This is a genomic window from Agromyces sp. P2_B3 (genome assembly GCF_056404815.1).
The window spans coordinates 205041-222928 of record NZ_JBFUDH010000003.1 but is presented as its reverse complement, the minus strand read 5'-3'; the positions used below and the strand labels follow the sequence as shown (position 1 = coordinate 222928).

Annotated in this window: 19 protein-coding genes; 14 read left to right on the top strand and 5 right to left on the bottom strand. The window is 71.7% G+C overall.

Annotated features, from left to right (window positions below):
- Positions 1–99 precede the first annotated feature (99 nt).
- From AC1DZA_RS06665 to nirB, 3 genes are read right to left on the bottom strand one after another with little or no spacing between them, the layout of a single operon-like run.
- On the bottom strand, positions 100–1230 hold the full coding sequence (locus AC1DZA_RS06665) for a uroporphyrinogen-III synthase (protein ID WP_476772137.1): 1131 nt from the start codon (positions 1228–1230) through the stop codon (positions 100–102).
- On the bottom strand, positions 1227–2003 hold the full coding sequence (cobA, locus tag AC1DZA_RS06660) for a uroporphyrinogen-III C-methyltransferase (protein ID WP_476772136.1): 777 nt from the start codon (positions 2001–2003) through the stop codon (positions 1227–1229). Before cobA ends, AC1DZA_RS06665 begins: the two co-directional genes overlap by 4 nt.
- Positions 2000–4612 (bottom strand): nitrite reductase large subunit NirB, encoded by a 2613-nt coding sequence (nirB, locus tag AC1DZA_RS06655; protein WP_476772135.1) that lies wholly within the window; start codon positions 4610–4612, stop codon positions 2000–2002. Before nirB ends, cobA begins: the two co-directional genes overlap by 4 nt.
- A 199-nt stretch (positions 4613–4811) precedes the next feature.
- Between nirB and nirD the strand changes: the two genes are divergently transcribed.
- Complete coding sequence (nirD, locus tag AC1DZA_RS06650) at positions 4812–5162, top strand: nitrite reductase small subunit NirD (RefSeq protein ID WP_476772134.1); 351 nt, start codon at positions 4812–4814, stop codon at positions 5160–5162.
- Positions 5163–5186: 24 nt separating this feature from the next.
- On the opposite strand, the gene map is transcribed toward nirD, so the two are convergent.
- Positions 5187–5954, bottom strand: coding sequence for a type I methionyl aminopeptidase (gene map, locus AC1DZA_RS06645; RefSeq protein ID WP_476772133.1), 768 nt, complete (start codon positions 5952–5954; stop codon positions 5187–5189).
- An 86-nt stretch (positions 5955–6040) separates the two neighbouring features.
- On the opposite strand from map, the gene AC1DZA_RS06640 reads away from it, so the two are divergent.
- The 10 genes from AC1DZA_RS06640 to AC1DZA_RS06595 all read left to right on the top strand — a co-directional run bounded on the left by AC1DZA_RS06640 (position 6041) and on the right by AC1DZA_RS06595 (position 14292).
- Complete coding sequence (locus AC1DZA_RS06640) at positions 6041–6556, top strand: hypothetical protein (protein WP_476763255.1); 516 nt, start codon at positions 6041–6043, stop codon at positions 6554–6556.
- A 196-nt stretch (positions 6557–6752) separates the two neighbouring features.
- A complete protein-coding gene (rplS, locus tag AC1DZA_RS06635; protein WP_108595571.1) occupies positions 6753–7100 on the top strand; it encodes a 50S ribosomal protein L19 in 348 nt (115 codons plus the stop codon).
- A 92-nt stretch (positions 7101–7192) separates the two neighbouring features.
- Positions 7193–7939: a signal peptidase I gene (gene lepB, locus AC1DZA_RS06630; protein ID WP_476763256.1), complete on the top strand. Its 747-nt coding sequence runs from the start codon at positions 7193–7195 to the stop codon at positions 7937–7939.
- Position 7940: 1 nt separating this feature from the next.
- Positions 7941–8624, top strand: coding sequence for a ribonuclease HII (locus AC1DZA_RS06625; RefSeq protein WP_309979214.1), 684 nt, complete (start codon positions 7941–7943; stop codon positions 8622–8624).
- A gap of 6 nt (positions 8625–8630) precedes the next feature.
- The gene (locus tag AC1DZA_RS06620) at positions 8631–8954 is read left to right on the top strand and encodes a DUF2469 family protein (RefSeq protein WP_129522552.1); all 324 of its coding nucleotides are present in this window, start codon (positions 8631–8633) and stop codon (positions 8952–8954) included.
- Positions 8955–9135: 181 nt separating this feature from the next.
- On the top strand, positions 9136–9492 hold the full coding sequence (locus tag AC1DZA_RS06615; protein WP_476763492.1) for a YraN family protein: 357 nt from the start codon (positions 9136–9138) through the stop codon (positions 9490–9492).
- A complete protein-coding gene (locus AC1DZA_RS06610) occupies positions 9492–11033 on the top strand; it encodes a YifB family Mg chelatase-like AAA ATPase (protein WP_476772132.1) in 1542 nt (513 codons plus the stop codon). Before AC1DZA_RS06615 ends, AC1DZA_RS06610 begins: the two co-directional genes overlap by 1 nt.
- On the top strand, positions 11030–12298 hold the full coding sequence (gene dprA / locus AC1DZA_RS06605) for a DNA-processing protein DprA (RefSeq protein WP_476772131.1): 1269 nt from the start codon (positions 11030–11032) through the stop codon (positions 12296–12298). The genes AC1DZA_RS06610 and dprA overlap by 4 nt, the downstream gene beginning before the upstream one ends.
- Positions 12299–12350: 52 nt before the next feature.
- The gene (locus AC1DZA_RS06600; RefSeq protein ID WP_476761388.1) at positions 12351–13277 is read left to right on the top strand and encodes a phosphodiesterase; all 927 of its coding nucleotides are present in this window, start codon (positions 12351–12353) and stop codon (positions 13275–13277) included.
- A 64-nt stretch (positions 13278–13341) separates the two neighbouring features.
- Positions 13342–14292, top strand: a complete 951-nt coding sequence (locus AC1DZA_RS06595) for a tyrosine recombinase XerC (protein WP_476761389.1) — start codon at positions 13342–13344, stop codon at positions 14290–14292.
- Between the two features lie 20 nt (positions 14293–14312).
- Here the strand turns inward: AC1DZA_RS06595 and AC1DZA_RS06590 are convergent, their stop codons facing one another.
- Entirely contained in the window at positions 14313–14867 is a 555-nt protein-coding gene (locus AC1DZA_RS06590; protein WP_476761390.1) for a murein hydrolase activator EnvC family protein, read from the bottom strand.
- Between the two features lie 283 nt (positions 14868–15150).
- Between AC1DZA_RS06590 and rpsB the strand changes: the two genes are divergently transcribed.
- From rpsB to pyrH, 3 genes are all read left to right on the top strand, one after another.
- Positions 15151–16101, top strand: coding sequence for a 30S ribosomal protein S2 (rpsB, locus tag AC1DZA_RS06585; RefSeq protein WP_309979196.1), 951 nt, complete (start codon positions 15151–15153; stop codon positions 16099–16101).
- 41 nt (positions 16102–16142) lie between these two features.
- The gene (tsf, locus tag AC1DZA_RS06580; RefSeq protein ID WP_309979195.1) at positions 16143–16973 is read left to right on the top strand and encodes a translation elongation factor Ts; all 831 of its coding nucleotides are present in this window, start codon (positions 16143–16145) and stop codon (positions 16971–16973) included.
- 173 nt (positions 16974–17146) lie between these two features.
- Positions 17147–17878 (top strand): UMP kinase, encoded by a 732-nt coding sequence (gene pyrH / locus AC1DZA_RS06575; RefSeq protein ID WP_309979193.1) that lies wholly within the window; start codon positions 17147–17149, stop codon positions 17876–17878.
- Positions 17879–17888 lie beyond the last annotated feature (10 nt).

Here is a 17888-nt window from a genome sequence, read left to right as displayed (position 1 = left end):
TGCCGACGCTATGGGGGTGGTGTTTCCGCGGATCGGTCCGGTCGTAAACCCTGCGTCTCCACCTGCTCACCCTGGCCGCACCGTCGTGTGAGGTCGTGGTCACACGTCGATCCGGTAGCCGCGCTTGACCACGGTGGCGATCAGCCCCGGCACCCCGATCGTCTGCCGCAGGCGGCTGAGCGCCACCTCGAGGGCGTGCTCGTCGTTCGTGCCCGGCAGCCCCGAGGCGAGCCGCTCCCGCCCGACCACCGAGCCGCGCGCCTGCACGAGCGCCCGCAGGATCATCAGGGCGACCGGGGCGAGGGAGACGCGGCGATCGGCGACGTCGACGACCGAACCGCGCAGCGCGAGCGCTCCGTGTCGGGTCTCGAGGCGGATGACGCGCGTCGACTCGAGGTGCTCGCAGACGAGCCGGATGAGGGCGCCCATGCGGTAGCGCTCGGGCTGGATCGGCGTGATGCCCGCCGCGACGAGCGGCGCAGCGGTCACGGGGCCGACCGCGGCCGCTACGACGGGGCCGCACATGGCGTCGACGAGGTCGTCGTAGCGCCCGCGCGCCTCGGCGGCGCTGAACAGTGCGTGCACGGCGGGGGCGCTCGTGAACGTGATGCAGTCCAGGCCCCCGGAGCAGGTCGCGTCGATGAGCCGGTCGACCCGGTCGTCGTCCTCGTCCGTCTCGATCCACCGGTACGGCTCGACCGTGAGCACGGTGTCGTGGGCGTCGCGCAGGCGGTCGAGCTGCGACGGGTTCAGGAACCCGTGCAGCTGCACGGCGACGGTCAGGCCCGGTGGGTGGGTCGCGAGCACCTCGTCGATGAGCGACTCCGTCGTCTCCTCGGCGCTCATGCCCACGTCGTTGAGTCCGGCGGCCCGGATGCCTCCGCGCGCCTTCGGCCCGCGCACGAGGATCGCCGTGTCGGACAGTGCGTCGACGAGGTCCTCACCGAGGCCCGCGGCATCCGCCACCTCGAACCAGCGCCGCACGCCGTAGGCGGTCGTGGCCAGGAGCACGTCGGGTCGGGCCGCGATGATCGCGCGCGTGTCGGCGATGACCGGGTCGTCGGAGACCGCGTTGGCCATGCGCAGCGTCGGCGCGTGCAGCACCTGGGCTCCGCGCCGGGCGAGCGCGTCGATGAGGTCGGCGGAGCGCCGGTCGCTCGTGACCCCGATGCGGAAGCCCTCGAGCTGGTCGGGCCGGAAGCCCGGCGCGCACTCGATGACGTCGGTCATGACGCGACCGCCGCGAACCCGGCGGCACGTTCCATGAGCTCGGCGGCGCTCGTGTCGCCGTCGTGCGCGAGGCGCACGACCTCGCCGACGACCACGACGGCGGGCGAGGTGACGCCGGCGCGGCCGGCGGCCACGACGATGTCGGTCAGCGAGCCGACGGTCGTGCGCTGGTCGGGGCGGAAGCCGCGTTCGACGATGGCCACGGGCATGTCGGCCGGCATGCCGAAGCGCGCGAGTCCGGCCGTGAGCGACGGCAGTGAGTTGACGCCCATGAGCACGACGATGGTGCCTCCGAGACCGGCGAGGTGCTCGAGCTCCGTCGCGGTCAGCGGCGCGTGGCCCGACACGACCGTGAAGAGATGGCTGAGGCCGCGGTGGGTGAGGGGGATGCCCGCGGCGCCGGGCACCGAGACGGCGCTCGTGACGCCGGGGATGACCTCGACGGACACCCCGGCACGATGGCAGGCGAGCACCTCCTCGCTGCCGCGTCCGAGCACGTAGGGGTCGCCGCCCTTCAGGCGCACGGCGTGCCGCCCGGCCAGCGCGTGCTCGACGAGGAGCGCCTCGATCTCGTGCTGCGGGATGGCGTGGTGGCCGGGCCGCTTGCCGACGTCGATGAGCGCGGCGGTCGGCGCGTACTCCGCGAGCGCCTCGTACGGCGCGAGGCGATCGACGAGCACCACATCCGCCTCGCCGAGGGCGCGCACCGCGGCGACGGTGAGCAGGTCGGCACGCCCCGGGCCGCCGCCGACGAGGGTCACGCGGCCGGTCATGCGTCGGCTCCCCGCACGGGGATGGTCGTCCCGGCCACGAGCACGGCCTCGCCGCGCTCCCGTTCCTCGGCGGTGGCAGGCCGGAACTGGTCGCGCTCCGGCACCCGCGCGATGGAGGGGTCGGGCGTGTTCGGGGCGTTCACGAACGACCGGAACCGTCGGAGCCGGTCGGGATCGGCGAGGGTCGCCGCCCATTCGTCCTCGTAGGTGTCGACGTGCCGGGCCATGGCCTGCTCGAGCTCCTCGGCGAGGCCCAGCGAGTCGTTGACGACGACGTCGCGCACGTGGTCGAGGCCGCCCTCCACGTCCTCGATCCAGCGTGCGGTGCGCTGGAGGCGGTCGGCCGTGCGGATGTAGTACATGATGTAGCGGTCGATGTAGCGCAGGAGGGTCTCGTCGTCGAGGTCGCTCGCGAGCAGCTGCGCATGCGCGGGCTGGAACCCGCCGTTGCCGCCGACGTACATGTTCCAGCCCTGGTCGGTCGCGATGACGCCGACGTCCTTGGCGCGGGCCTCGGCGCATTCGCGAGCGCATCCCGAGACGCCGAATTTCAGCTTGTGCGGTGAACGGAGGCCGCGGTAGCGGAGCTCCAGCTGCACGGCCATGGCGACGGAGTCCTGCACGCCGTAGCGGCACCACGTCGAGCCCACGCAGCTCTTCACGTTGCGGAGCGCCTTGCCGTAGGCCTGACCCGACTCGAAGCCGGCGTCGACGAGCACCTTCCAGATGTCGGGGAGCTGGTCGAGCCGCGCCCCGAACAGGTCGATGCGCTGGCCGCCGGTGATCTTGGTGTAGAGGCCGAAGTCGGTGGCGACCTGGGCGATCACCGCGAGCTTCTGCGGGGTGATCTCGCCGGCGGGGATGCGCGGCACGACCGAGTAGGTGCCGTCCTTCTGCATGTTGGCCATGGCGCGGTCGTTCGTGTCCTGGAGGCCGCCGCGGCCGCCGTCGAGGATGTACGACCCGTGCTGGGTGGCGAGGATCGACCCGACGACGGGCTTGCAGACGTCGCAGCCTCGCCCCGTGCCGAGGCGCGCGACGATCTCGTCGAACGAGGTGAGCTCGAGCACGCGGATCGACTCGAACAGCTCCTGGCGCGAGAGCGCGAAGTGCTCGCAGAGCGCCCGCGAGGGCGTGATGCCGGCCTTCGTGAGCTCGGACTCGAGGAGCTTCTTCACGAGCGGCACGCACGAACCGCACTGCGTCCCGGCGCGAGTGCAGGCCTTCAGCTCGCCGAGGTCGGTGCAGGCCTCGACGTGATCGGCGTGGCCACCGGCGACGGCGTCGCGGATGGTCCCCGCGCTCACGTTGTTGCACGCGCAGACGAGGGCGCCCGCGGGCAGCTCATCACCGGCTGGCGCCTCCATGCCCGACGCCGAGAGGTAGGCGGCCGGCTCGCTCGACAGCTGCGTGCCGAGCAGCGGCCGCAGCGACGCGTACGGCGAGGCGTCGCCGACGAAGATGCCGCCGAGTAGGGTCTTCGCGTCGTCGGTCATCACGAGCTTCTGGTAGAGCCCGCGAGCGGGGTCGGCGTAGACGATCTCGAGCGCCTGCTCCGTTCGCGCGAGCGCGTCGCCGAAGCTCGCGACGTCCACGCCCGACAGCTTCAGCTTCGTCGCGTCGTCGACGCTCGTGAACTCCGCCGCACCGCCGAGCAGCCGGTCGGCGACCACCTCGGCCATCGCGTTGGCCGGCGCGACGAGGCCGGTGCATCGGCCCTCGAAGCTCGCCACCTCGCCGATCGCCCAGATATGCGGTGCGGATGCCGCGCACGCCGTGTCGATGGCGACCCCGCCGCGCGGCCCGAGCTCGAGCCCGAGATCTCGGGCGAGTTCGTCGCGAGGGCTGATGCCGATGGCGAAGACGATGAGGTCGCAGTCGATGCGCCGGCCGTTGGTGAGCTCCACGGCGGTGACGGCGTCGCCCTCGACGACCACGGCCGACGGGCGGGCGCCGAGGTGCAGGCCGATGCCCTGCCCGGCGATGATCCGTCCGAGCGCACGACCGGCGCCCTCGTCGAGCTGCGCCGACATGAGCCAGCCGCCCGAGTGCACGACGGCGGTGTGCGCGCCGAGCTTGGCGAGCCCGCCGGCCGCCTCGAGGCCGAGCAGGCCACCGCCCGCGACGACGACCTGCGCCGGGCGGCCGCGACGAGCCGCGAGGTCGCGGGTCTCGGCGACGAGCGCGTCGACGTCGTCGATCGTGCGGTATACCCGAGCGTGGGAGGAGCCGGGGAGGTCGGGGACGGGCGCGCTCGACCCGGTGGCGAGGACGAGCTCGTCCCAACGCAGCAGCGTGCCGGCCGAGGTGGTCGCGGTGCGTGCCACCCCGTCGATGCCCGTCACGCGCTCGCCGGTGACGAGCCTGGTGTGGCCCTCGTCCCACATGCGGGTGGGCTCGAGGGTGAGGTCCGTCGCGGCATCCGCCAGCCTCGTGCTCAGCGCGACCCGGTCGTAGGGCCGGTGCACCTCCTCGCCGACGACGGTGACCCGCAGGGTGCGCTCAGCGTCGCGGGCGTGCAGGCTGTCGGCGAGTCGGTGCGCCGCCGGCCCGCCGCCGACGATGAGGACGTCGCGCACGCCCGGGGTGGCGTGGGGGGTCTCGGTCATGGCTGCCTCCGTGGCTCGATTGATGGCGAGCGTACGGCGAGGGGGTTTCGGCCCTGTTACGTCGGGGTAACCGCATCCGCACCCGAACGCACGTCCGCCTCACCGCGATGTGAGGCGGGTTTCACCTCGGTGAAACACCTCGTGGGCGAGGGTGAAACACCCGGAACGTAGCGTCGTCCGCACGACGAGAGGAGCCGGGATGCCGCCGACGATCGAGATGACGACCACCTGGGAGCGCACGTGCGAGGTCGACGACCTCGAACCCGGGTGGGGCGAGGTGGCCCTGCTGGGCGCGCGACAGGTCGCCCTGGTGCGGCTCGCCGACGACGAGGTCTACGCCGTCGACCACTACGACCCGCACACGGGCGCGCCCGTCATGGCGCGCGGGATCGTCGGTTCCCGGGGCGACCGGCCGACCATCGCCTCGCCCCTGCACAAGGAGGTCTACGACCTCGGCACCGGCGAGTGCTTCACCGACGCGGCGCTGGTGCTCCGCACGTACCGCACGCGCATCGTCGGCGGAATGGTCGAGGTCGAGCTCGACGGATGACGCGACCGACGAGGCGGGCGTCGCTCAGCCGCGCTGCGTGAGCACGATCGGGTCGCCGTCCGTGATCGCGATGGTGTGCTCGGAGTGCGCGCCGCGCGATCCGTCCGCGCTCCGGAGCGTCCAGCCGTCGGGGTCGGTGAAGATCCGGTCGGTCGTCTCGAGGAACCAGGGCTCGATCGCGATCACGAGGCCCGGCTTCAAGGGCAGCCCGCGTCCGGGGCGGCCGTTGTTGGGCACGTGCGGGTCGCCGTGCATGGTGCGGCCCACGCCGTGACCGCCGAAGTCGGTGTTGATCGAGTAGCCCTCGGCCTTCGCCACGTCGGCGATGGCCCGGGAGATGTCGCCGATGCGGTGGCCGGGGCGCGCGGCGGCGATGCCGGCGTCGAGGGCGCGGCGCGTCGTGTCGATCAGGCGCAGGTCCTCGTCGCGTGCCGTGCCGACCACGATCGAGATCGCCGAGTCGGCGACCCAGCCGTTGACGGATGCCGCGAAGTCGAGGCTCAGCAGGTCACCGTCGCGGAGGCGGTAGTCGTGGGGGAGGCCGTGCAGCACCGCGTCGTTGACGGAGGTGCACAGCACCTTGCCGAACGGGCTCGCTCCGAACGAGGGGTGGTAGTCGATGTAGCAGCTCTCCGCGCCGGCCGAGCGGATCATCTCGTGCGCCAGGGCGTCGAGCTCCAGCAGGTTCATGCCCACCGCGGCGGCCTTCGACGTCGCCTCCAGGACGCTCGCCACGAAGCGGCCGGCCGGACGCATCTGCTCGATCTCCGACGGGGTCCTCAGTTCGATCACGCTCATCCTCTCCGAGACCATTCTGCCGGGTCCGCCCTGAGTGAACACCCGGCCCGCGCGCAGGCGCACGGCGTTACGCTGTGGGCATGCTGATCCGGCGGGCATTCCTCAGGTGGCTGGTGGCGGCGACGGTCGTGTTGCCGATCTGGCTCGCCGTGGGGTGGGCGGTCTTCGGCGGCGGCGGATGGGGCACCCTCGGTCTCATCATCACCGTGCCGGTGGCGTTCGTCGCCCTCGGCATCATCGCGCTCCTCGTGTGGGCGCGCCCCACCGTGCGTGCCGAGCGCGCCGCCTCCTGGACCGACGTGGCGGTGGTCGGCCTGTGGCACGCCTCGATCATCGGCATCGGCTTCTACGGCGATGCATCCGGATTCCTGGGCGTGGCCGCCATCCTCCTCGCCATCGGCGCGTTCTGGGCCGCGATCTGGCAGCTCGTCTCCGACGGCGCGCGACGCGTGCAGGCCACCATGGAGGAGTTCGAACGCGTCGCCACGGCGCAGTCCCGGCCCGCACCAGACGCACAGGGCGAGATGCCGGCGCGGCGCCCGCCCTTCGGCGACGACGACGGCGAGGTCATCGTCGTGCGCGAGGTGCGCGACTGACGCTGCAGCACCCGGCGTGGCATCCGTTCGCCCGCTTTGGCGTGCAGCGCCCCGGCATGGCACAATAGACGATTGTGCCGCCGCAGGACTCTGCCTCCGGGGAGGACGCACCGCGCGAGTGATCGCGCAGGCGGCACCACACACTTCCATCAATGATCCGCGTTCGACCGGTGGCGGGCGCAGAGAGCGAACCATCATGCACATCCTCGACCATGTCGACGCCGCGAGCCTGAGGTCGGATGTCCCCGACTTCCGCCCCGGCGACACCGTCAAGGTGCACGTCAACATCATCGAAGGCACGCGCTCGCGCATCCAGGTCTTCCAGGGCGTCGTCATCGGCCGCCAGGGCGAGGGCGTCCGCGAGACCTTCACCGTCCGCAAGGTCTCCTTCCAGGTCGGCGTCGAGCGCAAGTTCCCGGTGCACTCGCCGGTCATCGACCACATCGAGGTCGTGACCCGCGGTGACGTCCGTCGCGCGAAGCTCTACTACCTGCGCAAGCTCCGCGGCAAGAAGGCGAAGATCAAGGAGAAGCGCGACAGCTGATCCGTCGTCGCATCCGCCCGCGCGTCGCGAGCGGCACGGCATTCCGACCGAGCTCCTCACCCCTAGACTGGGTGGGGAGCTCGGGCGGTTAAATGACAGAAGAAATCAGCACCACGCGGACAGACCGCGCGGGCTCGGCGTCGGCACGCAGGAAACGGAGCACGCTGCTCTTCCTGCGAGACCTGCTCGTCATCTTCGTGGTGGCGGTGCTGGTCTCCTTCCTCATCAAGACCTTCCTCATCCGGTCGTTCTTCATCCCGTCGCAGTCGATGGAGCAGACGCTGGTGATGGACGATCGCATCATCGTCAACCAGCTGGTGCCCGAGGTGACGCCGATCGAGCACGGCGACGTGGTCGTGTTCAAGGATCCGGGCGGCTGGCTCCCGGCCCGCCCCGAGACGGTGCAGCCGCCGCTCGTGGCCGCGATCGACTGGTTCCTCGCGTTCGTCGGGCTCTCGGCCCCCGACTCCAACGACCATCTCGTGAAGCGGGTCATCGGCCTGCCGGGCGACCACGTCACCTGCTGCAACGCACTCGGGCAGATGAGCGTCAACGGCGTTCCGCTCGACGAGCCGTACGTCGCGCTGCCGCCCGGCGAGACCAAGGTCTCCCGCGACGACTTCGACACCATCGTGCCCGACGACTCGCTGTGGGTGATGGGCGACAACCGCTACAACTCCAAGGACTCGCGCTACAACGGCGAGACGCCGCTCAAGGGCTTCGTGCCGATCGAGAACGTCGTCGGGCGCGCGTTCGTCGTGAGCTGGCCCATCGACCACTGGGCCTGGCTCGGCAACTACCCCGAGGTCTTCGAGGGCGTCGACGAGGGCACGGGCTGACATGTCGCCGACCGCGATCCCCAATCTCAAGGTCGAGCGCGAGCTGTTCGACACCGGGGCTCCCGTGGTGCTCGCCTGCGACGAGGTCGGCCGCGGTGCGCTCGCCGGGCCGGTCGCCGTCGGGCTCGTGCTCATCGAGGCGTCGGTGCGCCGGATGCCGGCCGGACTCCGCGACTCGAAGCTGATGACCGAGCCGCGCCGCGAGGCCATGGCGCCGCGCGCCGCGGCGTGGGTGAGCGGCTGGGCGGTGGGCGAGGCATCCGCCGCCGAGATCGACGAGCTCGGCATCATGGCGTGCCTCGGCCTCGCCGGTGCCCGCGCCTACGCCGCGCTCACCGCCGCGCAGGAGGTCGCGCTGGATGCGCCGCTCCTGCTCGACGGCAACTACGACTGGCTGAGCCCGTCGATCCAGCACCGTGCCCGTGTGACCACGCGGATCAAGGCCGATCGCGACTGCGCGTCGGTGGCCGCGGCATCCGTCATCGCCAAGGTGCATCGCGACCGGGGCATGCGCAGCGCGCACGACGACCTGCCCCTCTACGGCTGGGACGAGAACAAGGGCTACTCGAGCCGAGGGCACTTCGCCGCCCTCGCCGAGCACGGCCCGAGCGCCCTGCACCGGCACACGTGGCTCCACGAGCGCCCCGAGGAGGCGCCGGCGCTCTTCGACCTCGGCGTAGGATGAATCCCGATGGATGAAGACGAGTTCGAAGACTACGACCGCGAGGTCGAGCTGGCCCTGTACCGCGAATACCGTGACATCGTGTCGCAATTCCAGTACGTGGTCGAGACGGAGCGGCGCTTCTACCTCGCCAACGAGGTCGAACTGGTGCGCCGCGACACCGAGCACGACTTCTACTTCGAGTTGACCATGAAGGACGTCTGGGTCTGGGACGTCTACCGTGCCGACCGGTTCGTGAAGTCGGTGCGTGTGCTCACGTTCAAGGACGTGAACGTCGAGGAGCTCGCGACGCGCGAGTTCGAGCTTCCCAAGGAGCTCGCGCTCGACGAGTAGCGCTCGGGCCTTCCCGCGACGACGGCCACTGCGGTCGGCCGGCGGAGGACCATGCTGACGTCCACCTTCGTCGGCGACTCGTCCTCGACACCCTGACTGCTGCCGCCCGCGGCCACGAGGCGGTCGAGACCGCTCCGGGCCGGATGGTTCCGCCACCACGCTGGTCGCGGAGGTGGTGCTGGTGGCCCACAATGCGGAACTCGGTCGGCGCGGCGAACAGCTCGCGGTCGATCATCTGGAATCGCGCGGGATGCGCGTCGTCGCCCGCAACTGGCGATGCAGGCTCGGCGAGATCGACATCGTCGCGCGCGACGGGAGCGACACGGTCGTCGTCGAGGTGAAGACCCGCACGTCGCAGGACTACGGTCATCCGTTCGAGGCGATCACGCCGATCAAGCTCGCTCGGCTGCGCCGGCTCGCGATCGCCTGGTGCGAGGCGACGGATGCCCCGGTCGCGCGTCTCCGCATCGACGCGGTGGCCGTGCTCGCACCGACCGAGGCGCCGGCCCTCATCGAGCACCTCGAGGGGATCGGCTGATGCCCGTGGCACGCACGCGCTCCATCGCGCTCCTCGGCCTCACCGGCTCGGTGGTCGAGGTCGAGGCCGATCTCTCGTCGCAGCTGCCCGGATTCGTGATCATCGGCCTCCCCGACGCGGCACTGACCGAGGCTCGCGAGCGGGTGCGCTCCGCCGCGGTCAACGCGGGGTGCCCGCTCCCGCAGCGCAAGCTCACGGTCAACCTCTCGCCCGCGGCGCTGCCCAAGCACGGGTCCGGGTTCGACCTGGCGATCGCCATCGCATGCCTTGCGGCCGCCGGCGAGGTCTCGGTCGATTCCGTCGATCGCGTCGTGCACCTCGGAGAGCTCGGCCTCGACGGTCGCCTCCGTCCGATCGACGGCATCCTGCCGGCCGTGCTCGCCGCGGTCCGGTCCGGCCATGACACCGTGATGGTGCCTGCCGCGAATGCCGCCGAGGCGGCGCTGGTGCCGGGCGTCGAGGTGATCGGCGTCTCGTCGCTGCTCGAGGCGGCGATCCGCCACGGCGGCGACTACGAGGAGCAGGCCGTCGAGGCCGTGCCCGCGATCATCCGGGGAGACGACGGCGAGCCCCTGGTCGGCGACCTGGCCGACATCGCCGGGAACGGCGATGCGGTCGAGGCCCTGATCACGGCGGCCGCGGGCGGGCACCACCTCTTCCTGCTGGGTCCACCGGGGGCCGGCAAGACCATGCTCGCCTCGCGGCTGCCGGGCATCCTGCCCGACCTCGATTCGGATGCCGCCCTCGAGGTCTCGTCGATCCGATCGCTCTCCGGTCGGCCGTTGGGCGCCACGCTCTCGGTGCGTCCGCCGTTCGAGGCTCCCCATCACACCGCATCGGCCGCGGCGATCGTGGGCGGCGGGAGTCGGGTCATCCGCCCGGGCGCGGCCGCTCGCGCGTCGCACGGAGTGCTCTTCCTCGATGAAGCGCCCGAGTTCGCCTCGACCGTGCTCGACGTGCTCCGCCAGCCGCTGGAATCGGGCACCATCTCCATCCACCGCGCGAGCGCGGTGGCATCGTTCCCGGCCCGCTTCCAGCTCGTCATCGCCGCCAATCCCTGCCCGTGCGGCCATCACGGCGTCGATGACACCAGTTGCACCTGCTCGCCGGTCGTGCGCCGCCGCTACCTCGCGCGCATCTCCGGCCCGCTGCTCGACCGCATCGACCTGCAGATCCTGGTTCCCCGCATCACGACCGCTGGGATCCGCGTCGCGGCCGATCTGCCGGGGTTGTCCAGCGCCGAGGCTCGAGTGCGCGTCGACGCGGCCCGGGCGATCGCGCGTGAGCGCCTCCGGGCGACGCCCTGGCGCACGAACTCCGAGATGCCCGGGCCGTGGATGCGCGGCGCCGGTCGCCTCCACCCCGGGGGGCGCGCGAGTGCCGCGCTCGATCGGGCGCTCGAGCGCGGCGGCATCACGATGCGCGGATACGACCGTGTGCTCAAGACCGCGTGGACGATCGCCGACCTCGACGGGGCCGTCGCCCCGACCGCCGAACACGTGGGCCGGGCCTACTTCATGAGGAAGGGAATCAACGCATGACGCGGTTGCAGCAGGCGGCCGACCGATCGGCCGCGGAGTTCGCCGCCGTCCGCACCGGCGGGGAGCCGACGCTCGAGGCGTTCGCCCGGGCCGTCCTCGGCCTCGTGGCGGAGCCCGGTGACGGCGTGCTCGGCCGGGTGGTCGGAGCGATCGGAGCGATCGACGCGGCCGAGTCGCTGCTGGCCGGTCGCTCGGCCGCCGACCTGGTCGAGCGGGTCGTGGGGGCTGGAGGCGACCTCGACGAGCGCGAGGCGACGGCGGGACTCGATCGCTGGTCGCCACGGCTCGATCACGGGTCGTTCGTCCGCTCGCTCACCCAGGCGGCTCGTGTGGGGGCGGTGCTGCTCACGCCCGACGACCCCGCGTGGCCGCGCGGCGTCGACGAACTTCACGTGCACGCACCGCTCGGTCTCTGGGTGCGGGGGCGAGCCGACGCGCTGTCCTCTGCACGCTCCACGATCGCCCTCGTCGGCGCCCGCGCGGCGACGGGCTACGGCGAGCACGTCGCCATGGAGGCTTCGGCCGGGCTCGTCGACCGCGGCTTCACCGTGGTCTCGGGCGGTGCCTACGGCATCGACGGCATGGCGCATCGCGCCGCGCTGGCGAGCGACGGCACGACCGTCGCCTTCCTCGCCGGCGGAGTCGACCGGTTCTATCCGCTGGGGCATGAATCCCTCCTCGCGCGCATCGTGCAGACCGGGGCGGTCGTGTCGGAGCTGCCCTGTGGTGCGGCGCCGACGAAATGGAGGTTCCTGCAGCGCAATCGCCTCATCGCCGCCGCGAGCGAGGCGACCGTCGTGCTCGAAGCCGGGATCCGTTCGGGGTCGCTCAACACAGCCGGGCACGCGGCCGCGCTCGGCCGCCCGCTCGGAGCCGTGCCCGGGCCGGTGACGAGTCCCGCCTCGGCCGGATGTCACCGCCTCCTGCGGGACTTCGACGCGGTCTGCGTCGTCGACGCCGACCAGATGGCCGAGTTGGCCGGCGACGGGAGCGGCACCGGGATCGGACGCCTACCGGCGCTCGGAGCGAGCGACGGTGCCGGCCGATCGCCCGATGCGGACCACACCATCGGCACCGGTTCGGACGACCCCACCGGAGTGCGCATGCTCGATGCGCTCAGCACCCGCACGCCGCGCGAGCTGGCGGACGTCGCGCGCAGGGCGGGGCTGTCGGTGCCCGAGGCGATGTCGGCCCTCGGCCGGTTCGAGGCCGAGGGGATCGTCGAGCGACGTCCATCCGGCTGGCTCCGGCGACGGGCCGGGTGATGCCCGGCCAGGCGTCGGCGGCACCGCCTAGGCTGACCACGAGGGGGTCGGAATGCAGGCGGAACAGGCAGCGCAACTCGGTCGATACCCGGCTGCGAAGCGGGTCATCGCCCATGTGAGCGACACCCACCTGCTGCAGGGCGGAGCCCGGCTCGGGGGCGTCGCCGACACCGTGCGGGCGCTCGACCAGGCCGTCCAGCAGCTCTCGCGACTCGGAGACCGACTCGACGCCATCGTCGTCACGGGCGATGTCACCGACCTCGGCGAGCCCGACGCCTACCGCCTCGTCCGCGATGCGATCGATCCGCTTGCGGCGTCGACGGGCGCGGCACTGGTCTGGGTCATCGGCAACCACGACGAGCGGCCCGTCTTCCGTCGTGAACTCCTGGGGGAGGCGCCCAGCGAGGCACCCACTCACCGCGCGGTGGCGATCGGAGGCCTTCGCATCGTCGTCCTCGACACGAGCGTTCCGGGATACCACCACGGTGCGCTGGACGCGACGTCGCTCGAGTGGCTCGACGGCGTCCTCGCCGAGCCCGCGCCCGAGGGCACCGTCCTCGCGATGCACCACGCCCCGATCCCCACGCCCCTCCCGCTCATGGACGTCCTCGAACTCCGCGGACAGGACGAGCTCGCCGACGTCATCCGCGGCCGCGACGTGCGTCACATCCTCGGCGGACACCTGCACTACGCGACCAACGCCATGTTCGCGGGCATCCCGGTCTCCGTCGCAGGTGCGCTCGCCTACACCATGGACCTCTCGGCGCCGCCTCGCGACCTGGTCGGCGTCGACGGCGGCCGCTCGTTCACGCTCGTCCACCTCTACGACGACGCTGTCGTGACCTCCGTCGTCCCCCTCGGACCGTTCCCCGTGGTCACGCATCTCGGCGAGGCGTTCCTCACCGAGATCGAACAGCTCCCACCCGCCGGGCGCATCGAGCGGTTCTCACGGAAGCCCACCGCTCCCGAGGCGGAGTGATGCACGGCCACGCCGCAGTCGTACACCCGACTCGGCCTCCGACCGCGACCCGAGGGCGCGACTCGTGACGCTCGACGCCCTCCTCGACGACTACCTCGGGCACGTCCGCTCGGAGCGCGGCTACTCGGCCCACACCGTCGCGGCGTACCGCGGCGACCTGGTCGACCTCATCCGGTTCGCCGACGCGCGTGGGGTCAGGTCGCCGTCGGGCGTCGACCTGCCCCTCCTGCGCGACTGGCTGTACGCGGCGACCGAGCGCGGGCTCGCACGCACCAGCATCGCCCGGCGCGCGGCATCCGCTCGTGGCTTCACGGCGTGGTTGCACCGACGCGACCTCCTGCCCGCCGATCCGGGCGCGCGGCTCAAGGCACCCCGGGCGCAGCGCACGCTGCCTCGCGTGGTGACCGAGCGTGCGCTCGCCGAGGCGCTCGGCGACCTGGCCGCTCGCGCGGCCGACGGTGATCCTCTCGCCGTCCGGGATGCCGCGATCGCGGAGCTGCTCTACGCCTCGGCGCTTCGCGTCTCCGAGCTCGTGGGCCTCGACGTGGACGACGTGGACCGTCGCCGTCGAACGGTCCGGGTCACCGGCAAGGGGTCGAAGGAGCGCGTCGTGCCGTATGGTGCGCCGGCCGCCCGCGCCCTGGACCGCTACGTCGACGACGCGCGCCCGGCGATCATCGCTGCGGCCGGAAGCGCACGCGGGAGTGCGGCCGGGAGTGCGGCCGGGACGCCCGCGACCCATGCCGTCTTCCTCGGCGTTCGCGGCGGGCGGCTCGGGGTGCGCAGCGTGCACCGACTGGTCGCGGGCCTGCTCACCGCGATCCCGGGCACGGGCCCGAGCGGGCCGCACGCGCTGCGGCACAGCGCCGCGACGCACCTGCTCGACGGCGGCGCCGACCTGCGAGCGGTGCAGGAGTTCCTCGGCCACGCGAGCCTCGGGACCACGCAGATCTACACGCACGTCTCGGCCGAGCGCCTGAAGCAGAGCTACCAGACCGCGCATCCGCGCGCCTGAGGCCCTCGATCGACCGCCGATCAGGTGCCGTCGAATGGCAGCAGCACGGCCCGGGGGAGTCCGCCGAGGAACAGGAACGGCGAGACGTACGCGCCGTCGATGCGCACCCCGAAGTGCACGCAGCCCGACGCGCAGTGGCCGCCCGTCGCGACGCGACCCACGATGTCGCCAGCGCGCACGATGGTGCCCGCCGCCACGGCCGCCTCGACGGGTTCGACGGCGCTGACCACGCCGTCGCCATGGTCGACGGCGACCACCCCGCGGTCCGCGACCGTGCCGGCGAAGCTCACGACCCCATCGGCGGGCGCGACGACCACGGCGCCGCCCTGCGCGGCCACGTCGAGGCCGCGGTGGCCCGCGGCGTACGGCGTGGCCGGCGCCCGGAACGGCGCGACGACCCGGATCGGGGCGGGAACCGGCCAGCGCCACGGATCCTCGAGCGCGGCGGCCGTCCTCCGCGTGCGGGCTGAGCCGTCCTGCTCCGACTCCACCGCGGATACCGGCAGCGTTCCGGCGGGCGTGGCGGCGAGCGCGAGGGTGAGCGCGAGTCCGATGCCGACCTTTCGACGTGACATGGGAATCCTCATCCGAACAGCGTGCGGGCGTCCGCGTGGTCCACGTGATCGCCCGACCCGCGCAGGCTCAGCAGGCCGCCGCCCGTGGTTGGGGAGGGGGAGTGCCGATGGTAGAGTATCGGGAGCACCTCGGCCTGCCGGGGTGACTACGCGTGCCATTCGGCCACCGACTCCACTCAGTCCCGCTCCCGCTCCTCCGAGCTCGAGCAGGCGGAGCCGTGCCGGGCACCAGGGCTCACGGCCGCCGGCCGGAGCGTCAACTGAGAACAAAGGAGTACGGCTCATGGCCGTCGTCACCATCCGCCAGCTGCTCGACAGCGGCGTGCACTTCGGGCACCAGACCCGCCGTTGGAACCCGAAGATGAAGCGGTTCATCTTCACCGAGCGTTCCGGCATCTACATCATCGACCTGCAGCAGTCGCTCGCCTACATCGACAAGGCGTACGACTTCGTCCGCGAGACGGTCGCCCACGGCGGCACCATCCTCTTCGTCGGCACGAAGAAGCAGGCCCAGGAGTCCATCGCCGAGCAGGCGACCCGTGTCGGCCAGCCCTACGTGAACCAGCGCTGGCTCGGCGGCCTCCTCACCAACTTCACCACGGTCTCCAAGCGCCTCGCGCGCATGAAGGAGCTCGAGGAGCTCGACTTCGAGGGCACCACGAGCGGCTTCACCAAGAAGGAGCTCCTCATCAAGAAGCGCGAGCTCGACAAGCTGCACAAGTCGCTCGGCGGCATCCGCAACCTGTCGAAGACGCCGTCGGCCCTCTGGGTGGTCGACACCAAGAAGGAGCACCTCGCGATCGACGAGGCCAAGAAGCTCGGCATCCCCGTCATCGGCATCCTCGACACCAACTGCGACCCCGACGAGGTCCAGTACCCGATCCCGGGCAACGACGACGCGATCCGCTCGGTGAGCCTGCTCACCCGCATCATCGCCGACGCCGCGGCCGAGGGTCTCATCGAGCGTCACCAGAAGCCCGAGGCCGAGGGCAACGTGTCGGCCGTCGAGCCGCTCGCCGAGTGGGAGCAGGAGCTCCTCCAGGCGCAGACGCCCGAGCAGTCGTCGCCCGAGACCGACAAGGTCGATGGCGCCACCGCTGAGGCCGAAGAGGTCGCCGAGGTCGCCGAGGCCGTCTCGATCGACGAGGTCGTCGAGGCGACGACCGAGTCCGAGGCCGACGTCGAGGGCGCTGCTGCCGCAGAGGCCGCCGTCGAGGCCGACGAGACCAAGTAATCCACTCCACCTACGACCACGAGTCCAGGAGACATCCCACTATGGCCAACTTCACACTCGAAGACGTCAAGAACCTGCGCGAGCGCCTCGGCACCGGCATGGTCGACACGAAGAACGCACTCGTCGAGGCCGACGGCGACATGGACAAGGCGGTCGAGATCCTCCGCCTGAAGGGCGCGAAGGGCAATGCCAAGCGCGCCGACCGCTCCACCGCAGAGGGCCTCGTCGCCGCCGTCGACAACGGCGACGGCACCGCCACCATGATCGAGCTCGCCTGCGAGACCGACTTCGTCGCCAAGGGCGACAAGTTCGTCGGCCTCGCCGACCGCGTGCTGGCCGCAGTGGCCGCCGCGCGCGCCGCGACCGTCGAGGCCGCCCTGGCCGCGCCGGCCGAGGGCAAGACCGTCGCCGACGTGATCAGCGAGGAGGCGGCGATCCTCGGCGAGAAGGTCGAGCTCCGCCGCATCCGCCTCGTCACGGGTGAGCACTTCTCAATCTACCTGCACAAGACGTCGAAGGACCTGCCCCCGCAGGTCGGCGTCGTGCTCGGCTACGCTGGCGACGACGCGGAGACCGCTCGCTCGGTGGCGCAGCACATCTCGTTCGCGAACCCCGAGTACCTCACCCGTGAGGACGTCCCGGCGGAGTCGGTCGAGAAGGAGCGTTCGATCGTCGAGCAGATCTCCCGCGAGGAGGGCAAGCCCGAGGCCGCCCTCCCGAAGATCATCGAGGGTCGCGTCGGCGCCTACTTCAAGCAGGTCGCCCTGCTCGAGCAGGACTACGCGAAGGACAACAAGCTGTCCGTGAGCAAGGTCCTCTCCGACGCAGGCCTCACCGTGAGCGACTTCGCTCGCTTCAAGGTCGGCGCGTAGCACGTCGTGAGGGAGCCCGGATCGCATCGGCGATCCGGGCTCCCTTTTCCATGCGCGGATGCCGCGGGCGACGCGCCCGTCGAACGGCACGGCCGCGCGACATCCGGCACCGGCACTGCGCCGAGGTCGGCGAACCACTAGTTTTGACACGGGCACGAAGGATTGGGGCGAGGATGACGGATCGCAGGCGCAGGGTGATGCTGAAGCTCTCGGGCGAGGCGTTCGGCGGAGGGCAGCTCGGGGTCAACCCCGACGTCGTGAGCTCGCTGGCGCGCGAGATCGCGGATGCGGCGCGCACGGTCGAGATCGCGATCGTCGTCGGCGGCGGCAACTTCTTCCGCGGCGCCGAGCTCTCGCAGCGTGGCATGGACCGCGGTCGTGCCGACTACATGGGCATGCTCGGCACCGTCATGAACTCCCTGGCGCTGCAGGACTTCCTCGAGCAGGCCGGCGCCGAGACCCGCGTGCAGTCCGCGATCTCGATGACCCAGGTGGCGGAGCCCTACATCCCGCGCCGTGCCGAGCGCCACCTCGAGAAGGGTCGCGTCGTCATCTTCGGCGCCGGAGCGGGCCTCCCGTACTTCTCCACCGACACGGTCGCCGCACAGCGCGCGCTCGAGATCGATGCCGACGTCGTGCTCGTCGCCAAGAACGGCGTCGACGGCGTCTACTCCGACGACCCTCGCACCAACCCCGACGCGCACAAGATCGACCGCATCAGCTACCAGGAGGCACTCCAGCGGGGCCTCAAGGTCGTGGACTCGACGGCGTTCAGCCTCTGCATGGACAACGGCATGCCCATGCAGGTCTTCGGCATGGAACCGCGCGGCAACGTCACGGCGGCGATCCTCGGCGCCGAACTCGGCACGATCGTCAGCAACGGCGTGCCCGTCTCCACTCGATAGACTGTCCCGA

What these genes read in the sequence shown, in the direction of transcription:
- AC1DZA_RS06665 (WP_476772137.1), bottom strand. Translation starts at nt 1,230, where the DNA reads ATGACCGACGTCATCGAGTGCGCGCCGGGCTTCCGGCCCGACCAGCTC.
- lepB (WP_476763256.1), top strand. Translation starts at nt 7,193, where the DNA reads ATGACAGAAGAAATCAGCACCACGCGGACAGACCGCGCGGGCTCGGCG.
- AC1DZA_RS06625 (WP_309979214.1), top strand. Translation starts at nt 7,941, where the DNA reads ATGTCGCCGACCGCGATCCCCAATCTCAAGGTCGAGCGCGAGCTGTTC.
- rplS (WP_108595571.1), top strand. Translation starts at nt 6,753, where the DNA reads ATGCACATCCTCGACCATGTCGACGCCGCGAGCCTGAGGTCGGATGTC.
- AC1DZA_RS06610 (WP_476772132.1), top strand. Translation starts at nt 9,492, where the DNA reads ATGCCCGTGGCACGCACGCGCTCCATCGCGCTCCTCGGCCTCACCGGC.
- AC1DZA_RS06640 (WP_476763255.1), top strand. Translation starts at nt 6,041, where the DNA reads ATGCTGATCCGGCGGGCATTCCTCAGGTGGCTGGTGGCGGCGACGGTC.
- rpsB (WP_309979196.1), top strand. Translation starts at nt 15,151, where the DNA reads ATGGCCGTCGTCACCATCCGCCAGCTGCTCGACAGCGGCGTGCACTTC.
- pyrH (WP_309979193.1), top strand. Translation starts at nt 17,147, where the DNA reads ATGACGGATCGCAGGCGCAGGGTGATGCTGAAGCTCTCGGGCGAGGCG.
- cobA (WP_476772136.1), bottom strand. Translation starts at nt 2,003, where the DNA reads ATGACCGGCCGCGTGACCCTCGTCGGCGGCGGCCCGGGGCGTGCCGAC.
- AC1DZA_RS06620 (WP_129522552.1), top strand. Translation starts at nt 8,631, where the DNA reads ATGGATGAAGACGAGTTCGAAGACTACGACCGCGAGGTCGAGCTGGCC.
- AC1DZA_RS06590 (WP_476761390.1), bottom strand. Translation starts at nt 14,867, where the DNA reads ATGTCACGTCGAAAGGTCGGCATCGGACTCGCGCTCACCCTCGCGCTC.
- nirB (WP_476772135.1), bottom strand. Translation starts at nt 4,612, where the DNA reads ATGACCGAGACCCCCCACGCCACCCCGGGCGTGCGCGACGTCCTCATC.
- AC1DZA_RS06600 (WP_476761388.1), top strand. Translation starts at nt 12,351, where the DNA reads ATGCAGGCGGAACAGGCAGCGCAACTCGGTCGATACCCGGCTGCGAAG.
- tsf (WP_309979195.1), top strand. Translation starts at nt 16,143, where the DNA reads ATGGCCAACTTCACACTCGAAGACGTCAAGAACCTGCGCGAGCGCCTC.
- nirD (WP_476772134.1), top strand. Translation starts at nt 4,812, where the DNA reads ATGCCGCCGACGATCGAGATGACGACCACCTGGGAGCGCACGTGCGAG.
- dprA (WP_476772131.1), top strand. Translation starts at nt 11,030, where the DNA reads ATGACGCGGTTGCAGCAGGCGGCCGACCGATCGGCCGCGGAGTTCGCC.